At 63.3% G+C, this 18,781-nt stretch carries 19 protein-coding genes; 14 read left to right on the forward strand and 5 right to left on the reverse strand.

Annotated features, from left to right (window positions below):
* Nucleotides 1–16: 16 nt before the first annotated feature.
* Nucleotides 17–829, forward strand: coding sequence for an inositol monophosphatase family protein (locus ACN9MO_RS25520; RefSeq protein WP_113132974.1), 813 nt, complete (start codon nt 17–19; stop codon nt 827–829).
* A gap of 15 nt (nt 830–844) precedes the next feature.
* On the opposite strand, the gene ACN9MO_RS25525 is transcribed toward ACN9MO_RS25520, so the two are convergent.
* On the reverse strand, nt 845–1,624 hold the full coding sequence (locus ACN9MO_RS25525) for a slipin family protein (protein ID WP_057255497.1): 780 nt from the start codon (nt 1,622–1,624) through the stop codon (nt 845–847).
* Nucleotides 1,625–1,678: 54 nt separating this feature from the next.
* On the reverse strand, nt 1,679–3,031 hold the full coding sequence (locus tag ACN9MO_RS25530; RefSeq protein WP_057255496.1) for an NfeD family protein: 1,353 nt from the start codon (nt 3,029–3,031) through the stop codon (nt 1,679–1,681).
* A gap of 251 nt (nt 3,032–3,282) precedes the next feature.
* On the opposite strand from ACN9MO_RS25530, the gene ACN9MO_RS25535 reads away from it, so the two are divergent.
* The 9 genes from ACN9MO_RS25535 to ACN9MO_RS25575 all read left to right on the forward strand — a co-directional run bounded on the left by ACN9MO_RS25535 (nt 3,283) and on the right by ACN9MO_RS25575 (nt 11,795).
* Nucleotides 3,283–3,972 carry a DUF2161 domain-containing phosphodiesterase gene (locus ACN9MO_RS25535; RefSeq protein ID WP_112994105.1) on the forward strand — a complete coding sequence of 230 codons (690 nt, stop codon included), beginning with the start codon at nt 3,283–3,285 and terminating at the stop codon, nt 3,970–3,972.
* Between the two features lie 19 nt (nt 3,973–3,991).
* On the forward strand, nt 3,992–4,360 hold the full coding sequence (locus tag ACN9MO_RS25540; protein ID WP_057255494.1) for a YbaN family protein: 369 nt from the start codon (nt 3,992–3,994) through the stop codon (nt 4,358–4,360).
* A 465-nt stretch (nt 4,361–4,825) separates the two neighbouring features.
* Nucleotides 4,826–5,305, forward strand: a complete 480-nt coding sequence (locus ACN9MO_RS25545; RefSeq protein ID WP_057255493.1) for a GNAT family N-acetyltransferase — start codon at nt 4,826–4,828, stop codon at nt 5,303–5,305.
* Nucleotides 5,306–5,327: 22 nt separating this feature from the next.
* Nucleotides 5,328–6,350, forward strand: a complete 1,023-nt coding sequence (locus ACN9MO_RS25550; protein ID WP_112994104.1) for a glycoside hydrolase family 3 N-terminal domain-containing protein — start codon at nt 5,328–5,330, stop codon at nt 6,348–6,350.
* A gap of 29 nt (nt 6,351–6,379) precedes the next feature.
* Complete coding sequence (locus tag ACN9MO_RS25555; RefSeq protein ID WP_112994103.1) at nt 6,380–8,029, forward strand: ABC transporter substrate-binding protein; 1,650 nt, start codon at nt 6,380–6,382, stop codon at nt 8,027–8,029.
* A gap of 191 nt (nt 8,030–8,220) precedes the next feature.
* Nucleotides 8,221–9,198 carry an ABC transporter permease gene (locus tag ACN9MO_RS25560; protein WP_057255563.1) on the forward strand — a complete coding sequence of 326 codons (978 nt, stop codon included), beginning with the start codon at nt 8,221–8,223 and terminating at the stop codon, nt 9,196–9,198.
* A 1-nt stretch (nt 9,199) separates the two neighbouring features.
* Entirely contained in the window at nt 9,200–10,090 is an 891-nt protein-coding gene (locus ACN9MO_RS25565) for an ABC transporter permease (protein ID WP_057255491.1), read from the forward strand.
* Nucleotides 10,087–10,890 carry an ABC transporter ATP-binding protein gene (locus tag ACN9MO_RS25570; RefSeq protein WP_057255490.1) on the forward strand — a complete coding sequence of 268 codons (804 nt, stop codon included), beginning with the start codon at nt 10,087–10,089 and terminating at the stop codon, nt 10,888–10,890. The genes ACN9MO_RS25565 and ACN9MO_RS25570 overlap by 4 nt, the downstream gene beginning before the upstream one ends.
* The gene (locus ACN9MO_RS25575; protein ID WP_425987143.1) at nt 10,887–11,795 is read left to right on the forward strand and encodes an ABC transporter ATP-binding protein; all 909 of its coding nucleotides are present in this window, start codon (nt 10,887–10,889) and stop codon (nt 11,793–11,795) included. The genes ACN9MO_RS25570 and ACN9MO_RS25575 overlap by 4 nt, the downstream gene beginning before the upstream one ends.
* 135 nt (nt 11,796–11,930) lie before the next feature.
* Here ACN9MO_RS25575 and ACN9MO_RS25580 read toward each other — a convergent pair whose 3' ends face one another.
* Both ACN9MO_RS25580 and ACN9MO_RS25585 read right to left on the reverse strand, forming a co-directional pair.
* Nucleotides 11,931–12,971 carry a glutamine synthetase beta-grasp domain-containing protein gene (locus ACN9MO_RS25580; protein ID WP_112994101.1) on the reverse strand — a complete coding sequence of 347 codons (1,041 nt, stop codon included), beginning with the start codon at nt 12,969–12,971 and terminating at the stop codon, nt 11,931–11,933.
* A gap of 335 nt (nt 12,972–13,306) precedes the next feature.
* Nucleotides 13,307–14,749 carry a PLP-dependent aminotransferase family protein gene (locus ACN9MO_RS25585; protein ID WP_112994100.1) on the reverse strand — a complete coding sequence of 481 codons (1,443 nt, stop codon included), beginning with the start codon at nt 14,747–14,749 and terminating at the stop codon, nt 13,307–13,309.
* Nucleotides 14,750–14,829: 80 nt separating this feature from the next.
* On the opposite strand from ACN9MO_RS25585, the gene ACN9MO_RS25590 reads away from it, so the two are divergent.
* A complete protein-coding gene (locus tag ACN9MO_RS25590; RefSeq protein WP_112994099.1) occupies nt 14,830–15,693 on the forward strand; it encodes a DMT family transporter in 864 nt (287 codons plus the stop codon).
* Nucleotides 15,694–15,744: 51 nt separating this feature from the next.
* On the opposite strand, the gene ACN9MO_RS25595 is transcribed toward ACN9MO_RS25590, so the two are convergent.
* Nucleotides 15,745–16,638, reverse strand: coding sequence for a LysR family transcriptional regulator (locus tag ACN9MO_RS25595; protein ID WP_057255485.1), 894 nt, complete (start codon nt 16,636–16,638; stop codon nt 15,745–15,747).
* A 113-nt stretch (nt 16,639–16,751) separates the two neighbouring features.
* On the opposite strand from ACN9MO_RS25595, the gene ACN9MO_RS25600 reads away from it, so the two are divergent.
* From ACN9MO_RS25600 to ACN9MO_RS25610, 3 genes are all read left to right on the forward strand, one after another.
* Nucleotides 16,752–17,660: an NmrA family NAD(P)-binding protein gene (locus ACN9MO_RS25600; RefSeq protein WP_113132976.1), complete on the forward strand. Its 909-nt coding sequence runs from the start codon at nt 16,752–16,754 to the stop codon at nt 17,658–17,660.
* Between the two features lie 36 nt (nt 17,661–17,696).
* The gene (locus tag ACN9MO_RS25605; protein ID WP_112994098.1) at nt 17,697–17,942 is read left to right on the forward strand and encodes a DUF2798 domain-containing protein; all 246 of its coding nucleotides are present in this window, start codon (nt 17,697–17,699) and stop codon (nt 17,940–17,942) included.
* Between the two features lie 143 nt (nt 17,943–18,085).
* Nucleotides 18,086–18,763 carry a helix-turn-helix domain-containing protein gene (locus ACN9MO_RS25610; protein ID WP_210334667.1) on the forward strand — a complete coding sequence of 226 codons (678 nt, stop codon included), beginning with the start codon at nt 18,086–18,088 and terminating at the stop codon, nt 18,761–18,763.
* Nucleotides 18,764–18,781: the final 18 nt, after the last annotated feature.

Consider the following 18,781-nt stretch of genomic DNA (forward strand, 5'->3'; position numbering starts at 1 on the left):
CGAGAAGGACACTTGCATGACTGCTGAAATTGCCGGCCTCGACGCCCGGTTCGCGCTTGCCAAATCCATGGCCGAGGAGGCCGGTCGGCTCGCCTACGACTATTTCCTGAAGCGGGAAACGCTTGTCATCGAAACCAAGCGCGACGCGCACGACGTCGTCTCGATCGCCGATCGCAACGTCGAGACGCTGATCCGCGACAAGATCGCCGCCGCGTTTCCGGATGATGGCGTGCTTGGCGAGGAGCATGGTCTTCTCGACGGCACATCCGGCTTCACCTGGGTGCTCGATCCGATCGACGGTACCACGCCCTTCGTCAACGGCATGCCGAACTGGTGCGTCTCGATCGCCGTCGTGCATGCGGAGAAGCCCGTCATCGGCGTGATCCACGCGCCCTGCCATCAGGAAGTCTACGCGGCGGCAACGGGCCGCGGCGCGACGCTGAACGGCAAGCCGCTTCGCCTCGACGACACGCGCACGATCCGCAACGCCGTCACCGGGCTTGGCGCCAACGATCAGGTGAAACCCGGCGAGATGGGTGCCATCGTCGAGCGTCTGCTTTCGAATGGCGGCAACTTCATGCGCAACGGCTCCGGTGCGCTGATGATCGCCTATGTCGCCGCCGGTCGCCTCGTCGGTTACTACGAGCCCTATATGCATGCCTGGGATTGCCTCGGTGGCTACTGCCTGGTGAACGAAGCCGGCGGCTGGACATTGCCCTTCCCGACGCGCGGCGAGGCTTTGACGCATTGGTCTCCGGTCTTGGCGGCTGCGCCCGGCGCAGTCGACGACCTCATGAAGGTCGCCAATCTTGAAGCGGCGGCGGCCTGAGCGCCTTCGCGGCGCTCACGTTTGACCGGGCGGCTTGTCGGCCTTTAGCCCGAACAGGCGGCCGAGCTCCATGGGGAACGGGAAGATGACAGTTGAATTCTTCTCGCCCGCAAGGACGTTGAGCGTGCTCAGATAGCGCAGTTGCATCGCCTGAGGCTGCTTGGACAGGATCTCGGCAGCCTCGAGCAGCTTGGCGGCAGCCTGCTGCTCGCCCTCGGCATTGATCACCTTGGCGCGCCGTTCGCGCTCGGCCTCGGCCTGGCGGGCGATCGCGCGGATCATGCTCTCGTTGATGTCGACATGTTTGATTTCCACGGTCGCGACCTTGATGCCCCAGGCATCCGTCTGACTGTCGAGGATCTTCTGGATGTCTTCGTTCAGCCGGTCCCGCTCCGCCAGCATCTCGTCGAGATCGTGTTTGCCGAGCACCGAGCGCAGGGTGGTCTGCGCCAGCTGGCTGGTCGCCATCATGAAGTCTTCGACCTGGATCGTCGATTTTTCCGCATCGATGACCCGGAAATAGATCACGGCGCTGACCCGAACTGAAACGTTGTCATGGGAGATCACGTCCTGGCTCGGCACGTCCAGCACCCGGGTCCTGAGATCGACCCGCACCATCTGCTGCACATAGGGCACCAGCAGGATCAGCCCCGGTCCCTTGACGCCGGTGAACCGCCCGAGCGTGAAGATCACCCCGCGCTCGTATTCACGCAGGATCCGGATCGAATAGGCGATAACGAGAATGACAAGCACCAACAACGCGGCAAGAGGAGCGAGGCTCCCAAACATGTCCATGACCATTCCTCCATTCCGGACGCTTTCGCCTGCGCCCATAGGACCCGCGGAGCGCTATGCCTTTTGACCTTCGCGCACCACTTCGAGCGTCAGTCCGTTCCGCCCGACAACCTTCACATCTTCACCTCTCGACAGCGTTTCCGTGCTCACCGCCTGCCAGCGTTCGCCATGGGCGATGACGTAGCCGGCGGCGCCTGTCCAACTATCGACCTTGCCCGCAATCCCGATCATCTGTTCGCCGCCGGTCACCACCGCGTGGTGGCGTGAGCTGAAGGCCAGCCGTGCGACCAGCAGGCTGAAGCCGAAGCTTGCGACGGCAAGCGCCGCCAGCACGGACCAGGAGACCTGCAGGCCCGGCGTATCCGTGTCGAAGAGGATTGCCGCGCCCAGAACCAGTGAAACGCTGCCACCGGCGCCGAGCACGCCGAAAGACGGCGAATGCGCCTCGGCAACCATCAGGCCGATGCCAAGCAGGATCAGTCCGATGCCGGCGTAGCTGACGGGTAGCACCGAAAGCGCATAGAGCCCAAGCAACAGGCTGATGCCGCCGATGGTGCCCGGCGCCACCGACCCCGGAGACAGGAACTCGAAGATCAAACCGTAAATGCCGATCATCATCAGGATGACCGCGATATTGGGATCGGTAACGACCGAAAGCAGCCTGGTGCGCCAGTCGGGCACGAAGTCCTCGACGGCAAGCGCCGCCGTATCGAGCACGATCTCCTGTTGCCCCGCTTGCACGGAGCGCCCGTTTGCCTGCTGCAAGAGATCGGCGACGGTGGCGGCGGTGAAATCGACGACCTTCTCCCTGACGGCCGCTTCGGCCGAGAGGCTTGCAGCCTCGCGCACCGCCTTCTCGGCCCAGTCGGCATTGCGCCCGCGCAGTTCGGCCAGTCCTCGGATATAGGCCACGGCATCATTGACGAGCTTCGCCTCGGCGGCGTTCTGAGCCGCCGGCTGCTTGCCGCCGTCCTTGCTGGTATCGCCATCCTTCCCCTGACCGAACATGTCACCACCGATCGCAATCGGCGTCGCCGCCCCGAGGTTCGTTCCCGGCGCCATGGCCGCGATGTGGCTGGCATAGAGGATATAGGTGCCGGCGCTCGCCGCACGCGCGCCGCTCGGCGCAACGTAGCTTGCAACGGGCACGGGGGAAGCGAGGATCGCGCGGATAATCTCGCGCATCGACGTGTCGAGACCTCCGGGTGTATCCATCTGCAAGACCACCAGCGGAAGGCGGCGCTGTTCCGCCTTCGTCAAGCCGCGCCTGACATATTCGGCCGTGGCCGGGCCGATGGCGCCGTTGACATGCAGCACCAAGGCGACCCGATCGTTTTCGGCCTGCGGCGAAGCTGGAAACGCGAATGACGAGATCAAAACAAACAACAGCGTGAGGATTCGCAACATCCGTCGTCAAAACCTCGCATGCCCGACGCCTCCGAAGAGGAGTCCATTCGAGAATAATAGCACAACACAAGGTTAGGACGAAGCGAGGTTGCTACTGCATCGGTTGGATCCTCGGAGCAACGAGGTCAGCCCTCCTTCCTGCTGCGACGTGATGACAAGTCCGGCGATCGGGGTTATCTGCTAGTCTCCTTTCGCAATGATGCGTCACTGCTTGAGCCTCCCCGATTTCGACCAGAACAGGATTCCCGGGTTTGGAGACGACCCTCTATCAGCCGATCAAGAGCTTTCTCGAAACCCGCGGCTACAGCGTCAAGGGCGAGATCGGCGGCTGCGACATGGTGGCGCTCAGCGATGACGAGCCGCCGCTTGTCGTCATCTGCGAGCTCAAGCTGAGCTTCAATCTCGAGCTGATCCTGCAGGCCGTCGACCGCGCCACCGCCGGCGACGAGGTGTGGATCGCCGCCCGTGTCTCGGCCAAAGGCAAGGGGCGGGAGAGCGATCGCCGGTTCCGCGATCTCTGCCGCAGGCTCGGATTCGGCATGCTGGCGGTCGCCGACAATGGCATGGTCGACGTCATTCTCGCAGCCTCCGCGGTAATGCCTCGCAAGAACAACAGGAAGCGGTCGCGCCTGATCAGCGAGCACCGCCGCCGCAAGGGCGACCCGACCGCCGGCGGTGCCACCCGTTCGCCGATCATGACCGCCTATCGGCAGCAGGCGCTTGCCTGTGCGGCCGCCCTGCAGAGCGGCCAGCAGCGCCCGCGCGACCTTCGCCCGGTCGCACCGGATGCCGCCAAGATCCTGCTCAGCAACGTCTATGGTTGGTTCGAGCGGATCGACCGCGGCATCTATGCCCTGACGGAGCTGGGAGCCGAGGCGCTTCGCCGCTGGCCGCCGAGCGAGGCGGCCACGACGCCGATCGTCGAGACATCCGAAGCATGACGCTCACCGGAGCCATCGTATGAACCCCGCCCTTCGTATCCTCTGTCTTGGTATTGCATGGCTGATGGTCGGGTTGGGTGTCATCGGCGCCTTCCTCCCCGTCCTGCCGACGACTCCGTTCTTGCTTTTGGCGGCGGGCCTCTTCGCTCGCGCTTCGCCGCGATTGGAGCAATGGCTGCTCAATCACCGCGTCTTCGGGGCCTCGCTGCGGCTATGGCGTGAAAAGGGCGCCATCTCCAAGCGCGCCAAAACCGGTGCGGTCAGCCTGATGGCCGCTAGCTTCGGACTCTTCGTTTTCTTCGGCAATCCAAGCCTGACGCTGGCCGCGATCGTCGCGGCGTCGATGGCGCTTCCTGCGCTGTTCATCCTGACGCGTCCGGCGGAGTAGCCATAAAGGCAGCGGGACAAGAACCTGCGCCGCCCACGCAGAAAAACAATACTTTTCTTCTCAGGAAATACTTGGTCGCGATCGAAAATGGCGAGCTCTTCTTAAGCATGCACTTCATGAGAGCGCGAATATTCATACTTAGTGTTTTTGTAAATCAAGATATATTTCGAACAACCCAAGAACAAAGTTGTACAAACGTGCAATCTTCAGAGCGAAGCGCTTTGCTCGGCTCTTTTGGCCGCCATTTTTCCGGCACCGCTACCGCAGCCATGCACCCGAGGCCGGCCGGGATACGCGGTCCTAGGCTGCACCGCTGGAACGTTTCATCGGTCGACGTCTGATGGCGCGAAAAGAGGATAGCACCGCGAATCTGGCGATTGGCGATTGACAAGCCGGTCGGGTTGGATCCATCTATTGCATTACAAAGGCAGCAATTCCTTAATAACGGAATACGTGGAGGAGCACATGCCTGACATGCTGGTGAGCTTGTATTCGCCGATCCTTGGCGAACTCGAGCGAAGAACCGAAACCGACAAGGCGACCATTCGGCCCGCCTTGCCGCCGGAAATGCGCCTGGTCATTGATTGGGTGCGGGAGAATTTCAGCGAGACCTGGGCAAGCGAGGTGGCTGTCGCCTTCACGCGCCGCCCCGTGGCATGCCTCATTGCCGTGGACGACGGCAAGCTGGTCGGCTTTGCCTGCTATGACACGACGGCGCCGGGCTTTTTCGGCCCGACGGGCGTCGATCCCGCAAGCCGTGGCAAGGGTATCGGCGTGGCGCTGCTCTCCAGTTGTCTCGACACCATGAAGACCCTTGGCCACGCCTATGCCTTCATCGGCGATGCCGGCCCCGTCGATTTCTACGCAAAGACCGTCGGCGCCGTGCCGATCCCGGCCCCCGACAAGGGGATCTACCAGGGCATGCTGCGCCGCCCTTCCAAGTAATTTCCACTATCGGAGCCTCCCAATGTCCTCGACCCCGCTTGCCCTCTTTGTCGGCATTCCCAATCCCACACTTTCCGACGACGAGTTCGCTCTGTTCCGCGAAACCAATCCGCTCGGCCTGTTCGTCGGCCGCCGCAACCAGCGCGAACCCGCGCAGACAAGGGCGCTGATCGAACGCTTTCGCGAAGCGGTTGGCCGCGAAGATGCCCCCGTCTTCACCGACCAGGAAGGCGGCCGCGTCCAGCATCTCGACGCCGGCCCCTGGCCGCTGTTTCGCTCCTTCGGCGAGTTCGCCGAGCTCGCCCGCCGCGATGTCGCCCTCGGCAAGAAGGCGCTTCGCCTTTCGAGCCAGGCCATGGGCACGATGATGAGCGAACTTGGTCTCACGAGCGGCTGCTCGCCGGTGCTCGACCTCGTTTTTGCAACCACCAGCTCGGTGATCGGCGCCCGCTCCTTCGGCGCCGATCCGGACTTCATCGCAGCGCTCGGCCGTGAGGTAGTCGATGGCCTGCTTGAGACCGGCAACATGCCGGTCATGAAGCACATCCCGGGCCACGGCCGGGCGACGCTCGATTCGCACAAGGAGCGGCCCATCGTCGATGCTTCGCGCGAGACGCTGACCGCTACCGACTTCAAGCCCTTCGTAGCACTTCGCGACACGCCCTGGGCCATGGTCGCCCATGTCGTCTATTCCGCTTTCGACAAGGAGCTGCCGGCATCCATCTCGCCGGTCATGCACGACGTCATCCGCAACAACATGGGCTACGACGGCGTTCTCGTTTCCGATTGCATCTTCATGGAATCGCTTCGCGGTACGCTGCCAGAGCGTGTCCGCCAGGTGCTCGACGCCGGTTTCGACATTGCGCTCCACAGCCACGGCACGCTCGCTGAAAGCGAAGCGGCAGCCAAGGCGGCAAGTCCGCTGACCGCCGCCGCCCAGAAGCGGATCGACGCCGGCAAGGCCCGTCTCGGCACGCTGAAGGTCGACGTGCGCGCGGCCCATGCGGAAGTCGAGGACATGTTCAACAGCGCCCTCGTCGCCTGACCAATCCGAAAATCAAAAGGGGAACTACCGTGAAAAAATCCATTCTCGGCGCAGCCACCGCGCTTGCCCTCCTCGCCGGCCCGGCGGCCGCCCAGACCGTGCTCACCGCCAACATCGAGCCGGCGACCACCTGGGTACGCAACTTCAACCCGTTCAATCAGACCTCGGCGCGCCAGAGCACGCTCGATTTCATCTACGAGCCGCTCGTCGTCTTCAATCGCTTCGACGGCAACAAGCCGGTCTTTCGCCTGGCTGAAAGCTTCAAGCTTGCCGACGACCTGAAGTCGATCGAGTTCAAGCTTCGGCCGAACCTGAAGTGGTCGGACGGCAAGCCGCTGACGGCGACCGACGTCAAGTTCACCTACGACTATCTGAAGAAGTTCCCGGCGCTTGATTTCGTCAGCATCTGGACCTTCATCACCGGCGTCGAGGCCGTGGATGCTGAGACGGTGCGCTTCATGCTCGCCAATCCGAGCTCGCTCGCAGCCGAGCAGCTGGCGCAGCTGCCGATCGTTCCGGAGCATGTCTGGAAGGACATCGCCGAGCCGGTGACCTTCGCCAACGAGACGCCCGTCGGCAGCGGCCCGCTGACCGAGATCCCGCGCTTTACCGGCCAGACCTACGACCAGTGCCGCAACCCGCATTATTGGGATGCCGCAACATTGAAGATCGACTGCGTGCGCTTCCCGCAGCTCGCCGACAACAACCAGATCCTGACGGCGACGGCCTCCGGCACGCTCGACTGGGGCGTTTCCTTCATCCCGGATATCGAGAACGTCTATGTCGCCAAGGACCCGGAGCACTATCACTTCTGGTACTCGCCAAGCAGCATGGTCGCCTTCCTGTTCAACCAGGAAACCGCGAACGAGAACAATCGTAAGGCCTTCAACGACGTGAAGTTCCGCCGCGCCGCCTCGATGGCGCTCGACCGCGGCACCATGGTTGACGTCGCCGGCTACGGCTATCCGACGCTCAACGAAGACCCGGCCGGCATGGGCGAACTTTACAAGAGCTGGGCCGATCCGTCGGTTGCGGCCGACTTCGGTAAATACGGCAAGTACGATGCCGACGCCGCCAAGGCGCTGCTCGACGAAGCCGGCTATGCCGACAAGGACGGCGACGGCTTCCGCGACAACCCGGATGGCAGCAAGATCGCCTTCTCGATCATTGTGCCGAGCTCCTGGACCGACTGGATCGACACGGTGACGATCGCGGCCGAAGGCCTGCAGGCGGTCGGCCTCGACGCCAAGATCGAGACGCCGGAAGAGGCTGTCTGGACCGGTAACCTCATCAACGGCACCTTCGACGCGGCGATCAACAGCCTGCCGGCATCGGCCTCGCCCTACTACCCTTACAAGCGCGCCTTCAGCGCTTCGGACAAGGGCAAGACCCGCTTCACCGCGCAGCGCTGGTTCAATCCGGACGTCGAGGCTCTGCTGACGGAGTTCACCCAGACCGCTGACCCGATCAAGCAGAAGGAAGCGATGAACAAGGCACAACGCGTCGTCGCCGAGAACATGCCCATGATGCCGGTATTCAACAACCCGAACTGGTACCAGTACAACACTAAGCGCTTCAAGGGCTGGGCGACGGCGGAAAACCCCTTCGTCAACCCGTCGATCACCCGCAACAACCCGGCGCGTCTCCTGCACCTGCTGGCGCTTGAACCGGTGAAGTAACCCGATCGCAGGCGCGGCGCTCTCACGGACGATGCTCCGGGAGGGCGCCTTGTCTTGATCCGGAAACAGTGGCGGACGCCCTTCGTCCGCCACGCGACCGTCCTGGCTTTTGCTCGTTCGGACGGTCCGACAAAAAGACAGCCCTGCCGCCTGACGCCCACATGCGGCGGCCGCAGTCGATGGAGTTCCCGATGGCCTTTCTGCTACGCCGCCTGTGCTTCTACCTGGCGGCCTTCGTCGCCGCGGCGACGATCAACTTCTTCCTGCCGCGGCTGATGCCCGGCGATCCGGTGCAGATCATGTTTTCGAGCGCCGGCGCCGAGTTGCCGCCCGAAAGCCTGCAGGCCCTGAAACTGACCTTCGGCTTCGTCGACGGCCCGCTCTGGCAGCAGTACCTCACCTATCTCGGCAGCATCTTCAGCGGCGATCTCGGTCGCTCGATCAAGTATTTCCCGCTGCCGGTGACGACGGTTCTCGGCAATGCGCTCGTCTGGACCGTGGGGCTGATGGGCACGGCGACGCTGGTAAGCTTCGCGCTCGGCACCTTCCTCGGCATTCTTGCCGCCTGGCGACGCGGCAGCCTCTTCGACGTCATCGTTTCCGTCGGCGCGATCTTCGCGACCTCGGTGCCGGCCGTCGTCACCTCGCTGATCGTCGTCTTCACCTTCGGCTTCACCCTCGGCTGGTTTCCGACCGGTTATGCCGCCGATCCGGCGCTCGATCCGGCTTTCTCGCTCACCTATTTCGGTAGCGTCATCTATCACGGCTTGCTGCCGATGCTGACGCTCTGCGCCGTTCTGACAGGCGGCTTCGCCGTGACCATGCGCAACAACATGATCAACCTGCTCGGCGAGGACTATATCGTCATGGCCCGCGCGAAGGGGCTTTCCGACACCCGCGTGATGCTCTGGTATGCCGCGCGCAACGCGCTGCTGCCGACCGTTTCGAGCCTTGCTATTGCCATCGGCACGGTGCTTGGCGGCTCGCTGGTGACCGAGGTCGTGTTCAACTACCCCGGTCTCGGCAACATTCTCTACCAGGCTATCCTCGCCCGCGATTACCCCGTCATCCAGGGACAGCTTCTGATCATGACCGCCACGATGCTCGTCGCCAACTTCGTCGTCGACATCAGCTATGTGCTGCTCGACCCGCGACTGAAGAGGGCTTGACATGAAGACCTCCTCCTTCCCGCTGATCCACAATCGCAAGGCCATGGTCGGCGCGCTGATCGTCGCCTTCATTCTGCTCGTGGCGATCGCCGCCCCGCTGCTGACTACCTACGACCCGAGCGCCCGCGTCGGCCGGCCGCACCAGGCGCCGTCGCTCGACCATTGGCTCGGAACCACCCGCATCGGCCAGGACGTCTTCGCACGCCTGATCTATGGCGCTCGTACCTCGCTTGCGGTCGGTTTCGGCGCCGGCCTTTTGATCACCGCCGTCGGCACCGCGCTCGGCATCATCGCCGGCTACCGCGGCGGCAAGGTCGACGAAGTCATCAGCTTCTTCACCAACATGGTGCTCGTCGTCCCAAACCTGCCGCTGCTGCTCGTGCTCGCCGCCTTCATCGGCCAGGCGAGCCCGTGGGTCATCGCGCTTATTCTCGGCGGCACCTCTTGGGCCTGGGGCGCACGCGTCACCCGCGCCGAAACGCTCTCGGTCAAGCAGAAGGACTATGTGAAATCCGCCGAGATGATGGGTGAGCCGCGCTGGCGCATCATGACCTTCGAGATCTTCCCCAACTTGATTTCGATTGTCGGCATCAACTTCATCGGCAGCGTGATCTTTGCGATCATCACCCAGGCAACGCTCGAGTTCCTCGGCCTTGGCGATCCCAAGGTCGTTTCCTGGGGCACCATGCTCTATGGCGCCCAGAAGGCCTCTGCCCTTTCGGTCGGCGCCTGGTGGGACATCCTGACGCCCTGCTTCGCGCTCGCCTTCCTCGGCATTGGCCTGTCGCTGCTCAACTTCGCGGTCGATGAGATCGCCAATCCGCGGCTGCGCACCGGCAACCGCCTCGGCCGCTGGTCGGCCCTTATCCGTTCCGGGGAGGGCCGCCTGTGACAGCGCCATTGCTTTCGGTCAAAAACCTGACCATCGACTATATCGGCGAGACCAACGACTTCCGCGCCGTCGACGACGTCAGCTTCGACGTTGCGCCCGGGGAAGTCTTCGGCCTTGCCGGAGAATCCGGCTGCGGCAAGAGCACGATCGCCTTTGCCATTAGCCGGCTGCACAGGCCGCCGGCGCTGATCCGCAAGGAGAGCGCCATCCTGCTCGACGGCCGCAACGTGCTCGATCTCGACCATAAGGGCCTTGCCGATTTCCGCTGGCGCGAGGTGGCGATGGTGTTCCAGAGCGCGATGAACTCGCTGAACCCGGTGTTGCGCATCGAGCAGCAGTTCTACGACGTCTTGAAGACACATAAGGGCATAAGCCGGGCCGCTGCGCGTGACCGCACTGCAGAAATGCTGCGGCTCGTCGATATTTCGCCGGACCGGATGCGCGACTATCCGCACCAGTTTTCCGGCGGCATGCGCCAGCGCATCGTGATTGCCATCTGCCTGGCGCTCGATCCGCGCCTCATCGTCATGGACGAACCGACGACGGCGCTTGACGTCGTCGTTCAGCGCGAAATCCTGCAGCGCATCAACGAGCTCCGGCGCAAGCTCGGCTTCGCCGTGCTCTTCATCACCCACGACCTCGGGCTGATGGTGCAGTTCTGCGACCGCATCGGCATCATGCTTGCCGGCAAGCTGGTCGAACAGGGCACCGCCGACACCATCTACCGGACGCCCGAACACGACTACACGAAGAAGCTCTGGGCCTCCTTTCCCTCGCTGCATGGAGGCGTTCTTCGATGACCGGCACATCCGCACCCATTTTGACCTTGGACAAGGTCAGCAAGACCTTTGGCAACGGACCGGGCGCCGTGCGTGCCGCGCGGTCGATTTCTTTTTCGCTCCATACGGGACGGGCGCTCGCCGTCGTCGGCGAATCCGGCAGCGGTAAGACCACCTGCGCCCGCATCGCCATGCGCGAATACGAACCGAGCGAAGGGCGGCTGCTCTTCAAGGGCAAGCCCATCGTTTCAGCGGAAAGCAAGGAGAACGCCGACTATCGCCGATCGGTGCAGATGATCTTCCAGGATCCGTTCGCCTCGCTCAACCCGGCCCACACGATCGCCTATCATCTGAAGCGGCCGCTGATGCAGCATCGCCCCGACATCAAGGGCGCCGCAATCGCGGAGGAGATCAAGGCGCTCCTGCGGCAAGTGAAGCTCGATCCCGATATCGTCGCGCCGAAGTACCCGCACGAACTCTCGGGCGGTCAGCGCCAGCGCGTCAACATCGCCCGCGCACTCGCGGCAAAGCCCGAGGTCATCGTCGCCGACGAGCCGACCTCGATGCTCGACGTTTCCGTGCGCCTCGGCGTGCTCAATCTGCTCAGCGAAATGAAGCGCGAGATGAACCTCGGCCTGCTCTACATCACCCACGACATCGCGACCGCCCGCTATGTGGCCGAGGATATCGCGGTGATGTATGCCGGCCAGATCGTCGAATGGGGAAATACCGGCAAGGTCATCGACAATCCGGCCCATCCCTATACCAAGCTGTTGCTCTCGGCCGTTCCCGACCCCGACATCCGCTTCGACGATCCGAACGCGCAAGTCAGCGCCTCCGAGGCAGACGAGACACGCCGCCGCTCGGCAGCGACGCAAGAGTCGATTCGCGAAGTGGAACCCGATCATTTCGTGCGCGCGGTCTAAAGCTCGGAACCACGCGCGCATCGCTCCAAAACAAAAAACGCCCCGCAATCCGCAGGGCGTTTTTGTTTGTCGTCGCGAGAGGCGCGACATAGTCGAGTTTGCCCGGCGCCCTCGTATGCGCCGGGCAAGGGAAAATCAGGCGGCTTCGCGCTTTGCGACGTCGGTCGGCACTGTCGAGATCGTCTTCAGGATCTGCGAAGCGATCTGGTAGGGGTCGCCCTTGGAGTTCGGGCGGCGATCTTCGAGGTAACCGCGGTAACCGTTGTTGACGAAGCTATGCGGAACGCGGATCGAAGCGCCACGGTCAGCAACGCCGTAGCTGAACTGGTGGATCGAAGCGGTTTCATGCTTGCCGGTCAGGCGCATGTGGTTATCAGGACCGTAGACGGCGATGTGGTCGGCGCGGGCTTCGGCAAAGGCAGCCATCAGGTTTTCGAAATAGTCCTTGCCGCCGACTGTGCGCATGTATTCGGTCGAGAAGTTGGCGTGCATGCCCGAGCCGTTCCAGTCGGTGTCGCCGAGCGGCTTGCAGTGGTATTCGACGTCGATGCCGTATTTTTCCGTCAGGCGCTGCAGCAGGTAGCGGGCGAGCCAGATTTCGTCGGCGGCCTTGCGCGAGCCCTTGCCGAACACCTGGAATTCCCACTGGCCCTTGGCGACTTCTGCGTTGATGCCTTCATGGTTGATGCCGGCAGCCAGGCAGATGTCGAGGTGCTCTTCGACGACCTTGCGGGCAACATCGCCGACATTGCTGAAACCGACGCCGCAGTAATAGGGGCCTTGCGGCGCGGGGAAGCCGGCTTCCGGGAAACCGAGCGGGCGGCCGTTCTGATAGAAGAAATACTCCTGCTCGAAGCCGAACCAGGCGCCTTCGTCGTCGAGGATGGAGGCGCGGGTGTTGGACGGATGCGGGGTCGTGCCATCGGGCATCATGACTTCGCAGAGAACCAGAACGCCGTTCTTGCGCTCCGGATCCGGATAAACGGCAACCGGCTTCAGAACGCAGTCAGAGCTGCTGCCTTCGGCCTGCATCGTCGAGGACCCGTCGAAGCCCCAGAACGGCAGCTGCTCAAGCGTCGGAAAAGCATCGAATTCCTTGATCAAGGTCTTGCCGCGCAGGTTCGGGGTGGGCTTGTAACCGTCGAGCCAGATGTATTCGAGCTTAAACTTTGTCATTTCGTTCTCTCACATGACGCCAGGAATGGCTGGGTTCCGAAGCGGCTGGGCAATCCAGATCGGCTGCCCGACGACCGATGCCCGTTGAGAAGCATTAATCGTGCCAACTCGGGTTCAACGCCGAAAATCCAGAGAAATTTGCCTTTGGTCGCAGGCAGGAGGCCCGGCGAGCAGAAGCAACAGCGCAAGGAAAAAGCGAGTTGCGCAAAAAATAGGCAAAACCTGCCCAACTCCGCGGCAAAGCAAAGTGGCAAGGCTGAGATCAACGGCCCTTCCCCAGCAATCGCCGGCGATTGCCTCTAAAACGAGCAATCGCCTTCAGCACTCCGGTCTGCTCAGCCTGCGCGCCCGACACCGCATTGGCGCATGATCAGGGGCAGAATTTCGAAAAGCCGCTCATCCTCGCATTGGGAGACGTTGAAGCGCATGAAGCCGTTGGCCGTGCCGGCATGGGAAAAGACGTTGCCGGGCGCCAGCACGATCTCCCGCTGTAGCGCCTTCTGTGCCACGTCGGCCGCATCGACACCATCGGGCAAACGGCACCAGAGGAACATCCCGGCCTGCGGCTCGATCCATGGCTTGATGCCGATGGCACCGAGCCGCGCCGCCGTCTCGCTCATGCCGCGCGCCAGACGCTGGCGCAGCGCCTCCATGTGCTTGCGATAACTGCCATCCTTGAGCATCGAAAAAACCAGCTCCGCCGCAAGGCTCGGCCCGCCGAAGGTGGTGGCGATCTTCAGGTCGATGAGCCCTTCGATCCAGTCGCGCGGCGCGGCGATGAAGCCGCAGCGCATCGAGGCGGAGAGGGTCTTGGAAAAGCTGCCGATCTGTACGACACGATCGAGCCCGTCGAAGGCGGCGAGCCGTGGCGCCGGCGTATGCTCGAAATCCGCGAAGATATCATCCTCGATGATCGTCAGCCCCGCCTGCTCGGCAAGCTTGAGCAGCCGATGGGCGACGACAGGAGAGAGTGTCGCGCCTGTCGGGTTATGGAGAGCGGAATTGGTGATGTAGAGCCGCGGCCGATGCGCCGCCAGCACCTCGGCGAATTTTTCCAGATCGGGCCCCGAGGGCGTATAGGGCACGCTCACCACCTCAGCCCGGTGGGCGCGCAGCAAGGCATGGAAATTGAAATAGCAGGGATCGTCGACCACGACCGTATCGCCGGGCTCGAGCAGGAAGCGACAGAGAAGGTCGATCGCCTGCGTTCCCGATTCCGTCAGGATGATCTGATCGGGTGACGCCTCGACCCCATGTTCGCCGAGACGTCGTGCCAGAAGCTGGCGCAGCGGCCGATGGCCAAGCGGCGTTCCATAGTCCGTCAGCCCGCTCGCCTCCAGCCTGGCTGCGGACTTGAGCGCGCGGCGGATTGCCGTCTCCGGCATCCAGCTCGGCGGCAACCAGCCGCAGCCCGGTTTCAGCACGTTGTCGCCCGTTTCCAGCGCCTGGCGCGATACCCAGAGCGGATCGACGGCCCGGTCGAGCCGCGGCCCAATCTCGGCCAGCGACAAGGGCGCCAGCGGCGCCGAGACAAAGAAACCCGCGCCCGGTTTCGAGCGAATGACGCCTTCCGCCACCAGCCGCTCATAGGCCTCGACGACGGTCGATTTGGAAACGCGCATGGTCTTGGCGAAGGCGCGGATGGACGGAAGCTTCGCGCCAGGTGTGAGAACGCGCCCCGAGATCCGCTGCCGGATCGTCGCCATAACGCCTTCAAGCAGCGTTTCGCTGCCAATCCCAAGCTCCTGCATCGTCATCCGTACTGCCCAAACATCCATTACAGTTTGACGAAACTGTACCGTATTGTCTCTGGAAAGACCACCCTCTGCGGCCGATACAGACGAAAAAGGAGAATGCGATGGACAAGACGGCAGACGGTTGGATGAGCGGTTTTCTCGGGGTGCTGATCTTCAGCGGATCATTACCTGCGACCCGTGTCGCAGTGATGGATTTCGATCCGGTGTTTCTGACGGTGGCGCGCGCGGCGATCGCCGGCCTGCTCGCGCTCGCGCTGCTTCTCATCTTCCGTCAGCCGCGCCCTGCGCGGGCCGATCTCGTTTCGCTGGCGATTGTCGCCTTCGGCGTCGTGCTCGGTTTCCCGCTTTTGACCGCCCTGGCCTTGCAGCACGTGACCTCGGCGCATCTGATCGTCTTCGTCGGCCTGCTGCCGTTGGCGACTGCGATCTTCGGCGTGTTGCGCGCCGGCGAGCGGCCACGCCCGGCTTTCTGGCTTTTTTCCTCCCTGGGCAGCGCCGCAGTGGTGGGCTTCGCGCTGGTCCAGGGCTTCGCCGCGTCGCCCATCGGCGACCTCCTGATGCTCGGCGCCATCATCCTCTGCGGCCTCGGCTACGCCGAGGGCGCCAGCCTCTCGCGCAAGCTTGGCGGCTGGCAGGTCATCTGCTGGGCGCTGGTCCTGTCGCTGCCGATCATGCTCGCGCTCACGCTCTTCACGCTGCCTTCCTCCTTCGCGACGGTCACGCATGGCGCCTGGACGGGCCTCGCTTATGTCTCGGTGTTCAGCATGCTCGTCGGCTTCGTCTTCTGGTATCGCGGCCTCGCGCTCGGCGGCGTTGCCGGCGTCGGCCAACTGCAGCTTCTGCAGCCCTTCTTCGGCCTGGCACTTGCAGCGACGCTTCTGGGAGAGCCGGTGAGCTGGGCCATGCTTGCAACCACCGGCGCCATCGTGGTCTGCGTCGCCGGCGCCAAGAAGTTCGCGAAATAGGCAGCTTCACACGTTAAGGGCGGTGCCGGCAGAGAAACGGCCTCGCCCGCTCTAAAGGCGGTCGAGCTTCAGCCGCTCGCCGAGCAGATCGAGAAAGTAACGGATTTTTGCCGAAGGGCTCCGCCCCTCGAGCCAAAGCGCGTGGATCGGCACCGGAGCGGGCTCAAAGTCTTCAAGGACGATTTCGACCTTGCCCGCGTCGATCAGGTGCTTGATCTGCCAGAGCGGAGAGTAGCCAAGGCCGAGACCTACCTCCACCGCCGAGTAGATCGTGTTCATCGAATTCGTGCGAAACGCGCCGGTGACTTTGACCGCACGAGCCCGACCGTCGATGGTGAACATCCAGGCGCCAGGTCGCTCGTCGCCCGTGCGCGTGACACAACGATGCTCGGCCAGTTCCAGCGGATGTGAAGGCCGACCGAAGCGCGCGAAATAGGAGGGCGAACCGAAGACGACCCGGCGAAGCGCACCCAGGCGTTTGCTTGTCAGTCCCGAATCCGCGAGATCCCCGATCCGCACCACGAGGTCGAGCCCGCTCCCGGCGAGGTCGACGAACGCATCGGAAAGGTCGAGGTCCACCTCGACCGCAGGATACTTCGCCATGTATTCGGCGATGATTGGCATCAGGAACCGCGGCGCAAACAGATTGGGCGCCCCGAGGCGCAGCACGCCTGACGGCTCGGACCGGCGCTGCGCCGCCTCCTCGCGCGCCTCGTGGATCTCCTCCACCGCCGGCTTGATGCGCTGATAGAAGCTCTCGCCCGCCTCGCTCGGCATCGAGCGGCGGGTCGTGCGATGCACCAGTTCAACACCGACGTCGTCCTCAAGCATGGCGAGCGACCGGCTGACGGTCTGGAGCGGGCGCCCCAGCCGTTTCGCAGCCGCCGTCAGGCTACCCTGTTCGACGATCGCCATAAAGGCTTCCAGATCTTCGATGCGGCTCATGCGATAATCCCGTTTTCCGGGAGAATAAATCACATTTCACGTCGATTGTCCGCCGCCTTGTGCCTCATTAGCTTGAAGTCATCACTTCTCGGCGGCACGAAAGGCAGACCCAGATGAACCAGCGCTCCAATACGATCCTCGTTGTCGGCGCCACCGGTCGCTTTGCCGGTCTCGTCGTTCCGGAACTGGCGCGGCGCGGCGCCAAGGTTCGCGCCCTGATCCGCGATGAGACGCATGGCGCGCTGGCGAAATCGCTGGGCGCATCCGAAATCGCGATCGGCGATCTGCGTGAGCGCGGCAGCCTCGACCGGGCACTCGAAGGCGCTGCCGGCGTCTTCCATATCGGGCCTGCCTTTGCCCCGGATGAAGCGGCGATGGGCGTGTCGATGGTCGATGCCGCCGTGCGTACCGGCGTCAGCAAGTTCGTCTTTTCCTCGGTCATCCAGCCGACCCATGTCCGGCTGAAGAACCATGCGGCCAAGATGCCGGTGGAGGACGCGCTCTATTCGTCACCGCTCGATTACACCATTCTGCATCCCGCGAACTTCATGCAGAACCTCCGCCCGGCCTGGCCAAGTGTGCTTGCAACCGGCACCTTCGCCGAGCCGTTCCCGACGACGGCGCGTATCGCCCGTGTCGATTACCGTGATGTTGCCGAAGTTGCGGCAATTGCATTGACCGAAGACCGCCTCGCCTATGCGACGCTCGAGCTCTGCGCCGACGGACGGCATAACCGCGAGGAAATCGCCCAGATGATGACCGGGGCGCTCGGGCGGCCGATCATTGCCGGAGACATCGGGTTTCACGAATGGGCAAAGCCGATCGCGGCCACATACACCGACCACCAGTTGGAACTGCTGGCCAAGGTGCATGCCCATTACTCGGATGTCGGTCTCGGTGGAAACAGCCTGACGCTCCGCGCGGCGCTTCAGCGCGAACCCCGCAGCCTTCTAAGCTTCATCCGCGAGTTGGCACGGGCCTCGCGGCAAGGTCCGTCCGGCGCCGTTCCTGCCGGCCGATAGCCACTCTCCTTCTCTTCAAAATCCCGGAGTATTCCTATGCCAAAGAAGCTTCCTCACCGGTACCAGCCGATCGTTATGCCGCTGGTTCTCTCAGCCCTGATGTCGGGCATCGTCTCCTTCGTCTCAACGGCCGCCGGCAATGGCTTTCAGCCCGACCTTCTCGCGCTGTGGGTAAGGGCTTGGGCCTTCTCCTGGCTCGTCGCGTTCCCGAGCCTGCTCGTTGCCCTCCCGGTGGTGCGCCGAATCGTGGCGGCGACCGTCGAGCCGCCGCGCAGCAACTGACACGCCTTTGCCGACTGCCTCATCGTCTCTCTGCCCGAGCCAGCTTTTCTGAAGCCACGGATGATTTTTAGGATACCTAAAAGCGATTGACAGGAAATTGGGCCGCGCCCTAGCTTGAGGAGAGACTATAAGGGGAACAGACAGTGACGACGGAACATGCCAGCGGCGCATCTACCGGCGAGGCAGAGGCGCCGTCGCTCGGCGATCGCCTGCGCCAACGGCGCAAGACGCTGAAGATGACCCTTCAGGAGGTCGCCGACGAGGCAGGCTTTTCCGTTGGTTTCATTTCGCAGATCGAGCGTGGCATCACCGTCCCGTCACTGACCTCGCTGATCGCCGTCTGCCGGACGCTGAAGGTCGAGGCGGGAAGCTTCCTCAACCCACCGAAGGTGGCGACACCGTTCACCCGCCGCGAACACCGGCCGATCTATGGGCTCGGCGGAGAACGCGGCAACGCGGTCTCCTACGAACGCCTCTCCGCGTCCTTCCCCGGCAATGTACTCAGAAGCACCATCATCCACGAACCGCCGGGCCACCGCAGCGAGCCGATGTCGCACGAGGGTGAAGAGATCTTCTTCATTCTCCAGGGGGCTTTGACGCTGGAGGTGGACGGCGAACGCATGGTGCTGGAAGCCGGCGATTCCGCCCACTTCCCTTCGCTGCGCACCCACACGATGTGGAACCACACGAAAGAGCCCACCACCATTCTGCACACCTGCACCATGGATGTGTTCGGCGACGGAGATCCGTCGGGAAGCCCTGCCGACAGCCTTGCGGTGACGCGGGCCGACAACCGGCTGACTGCCACCAGCAAGACGTGACCTTTAGGAGCGTCTGGG

The sequence above is a fragment of the Ensifer sp. R-19 genome (genome assembly GCF_049905105.1).
In the GTDB taxonomy this organism is placed as follows: domain Bacteria; phylum Pseudomonadota; class Alphaproteobacteria; order Rhizobiales; family Rhizobiaceae; genus Ensifer.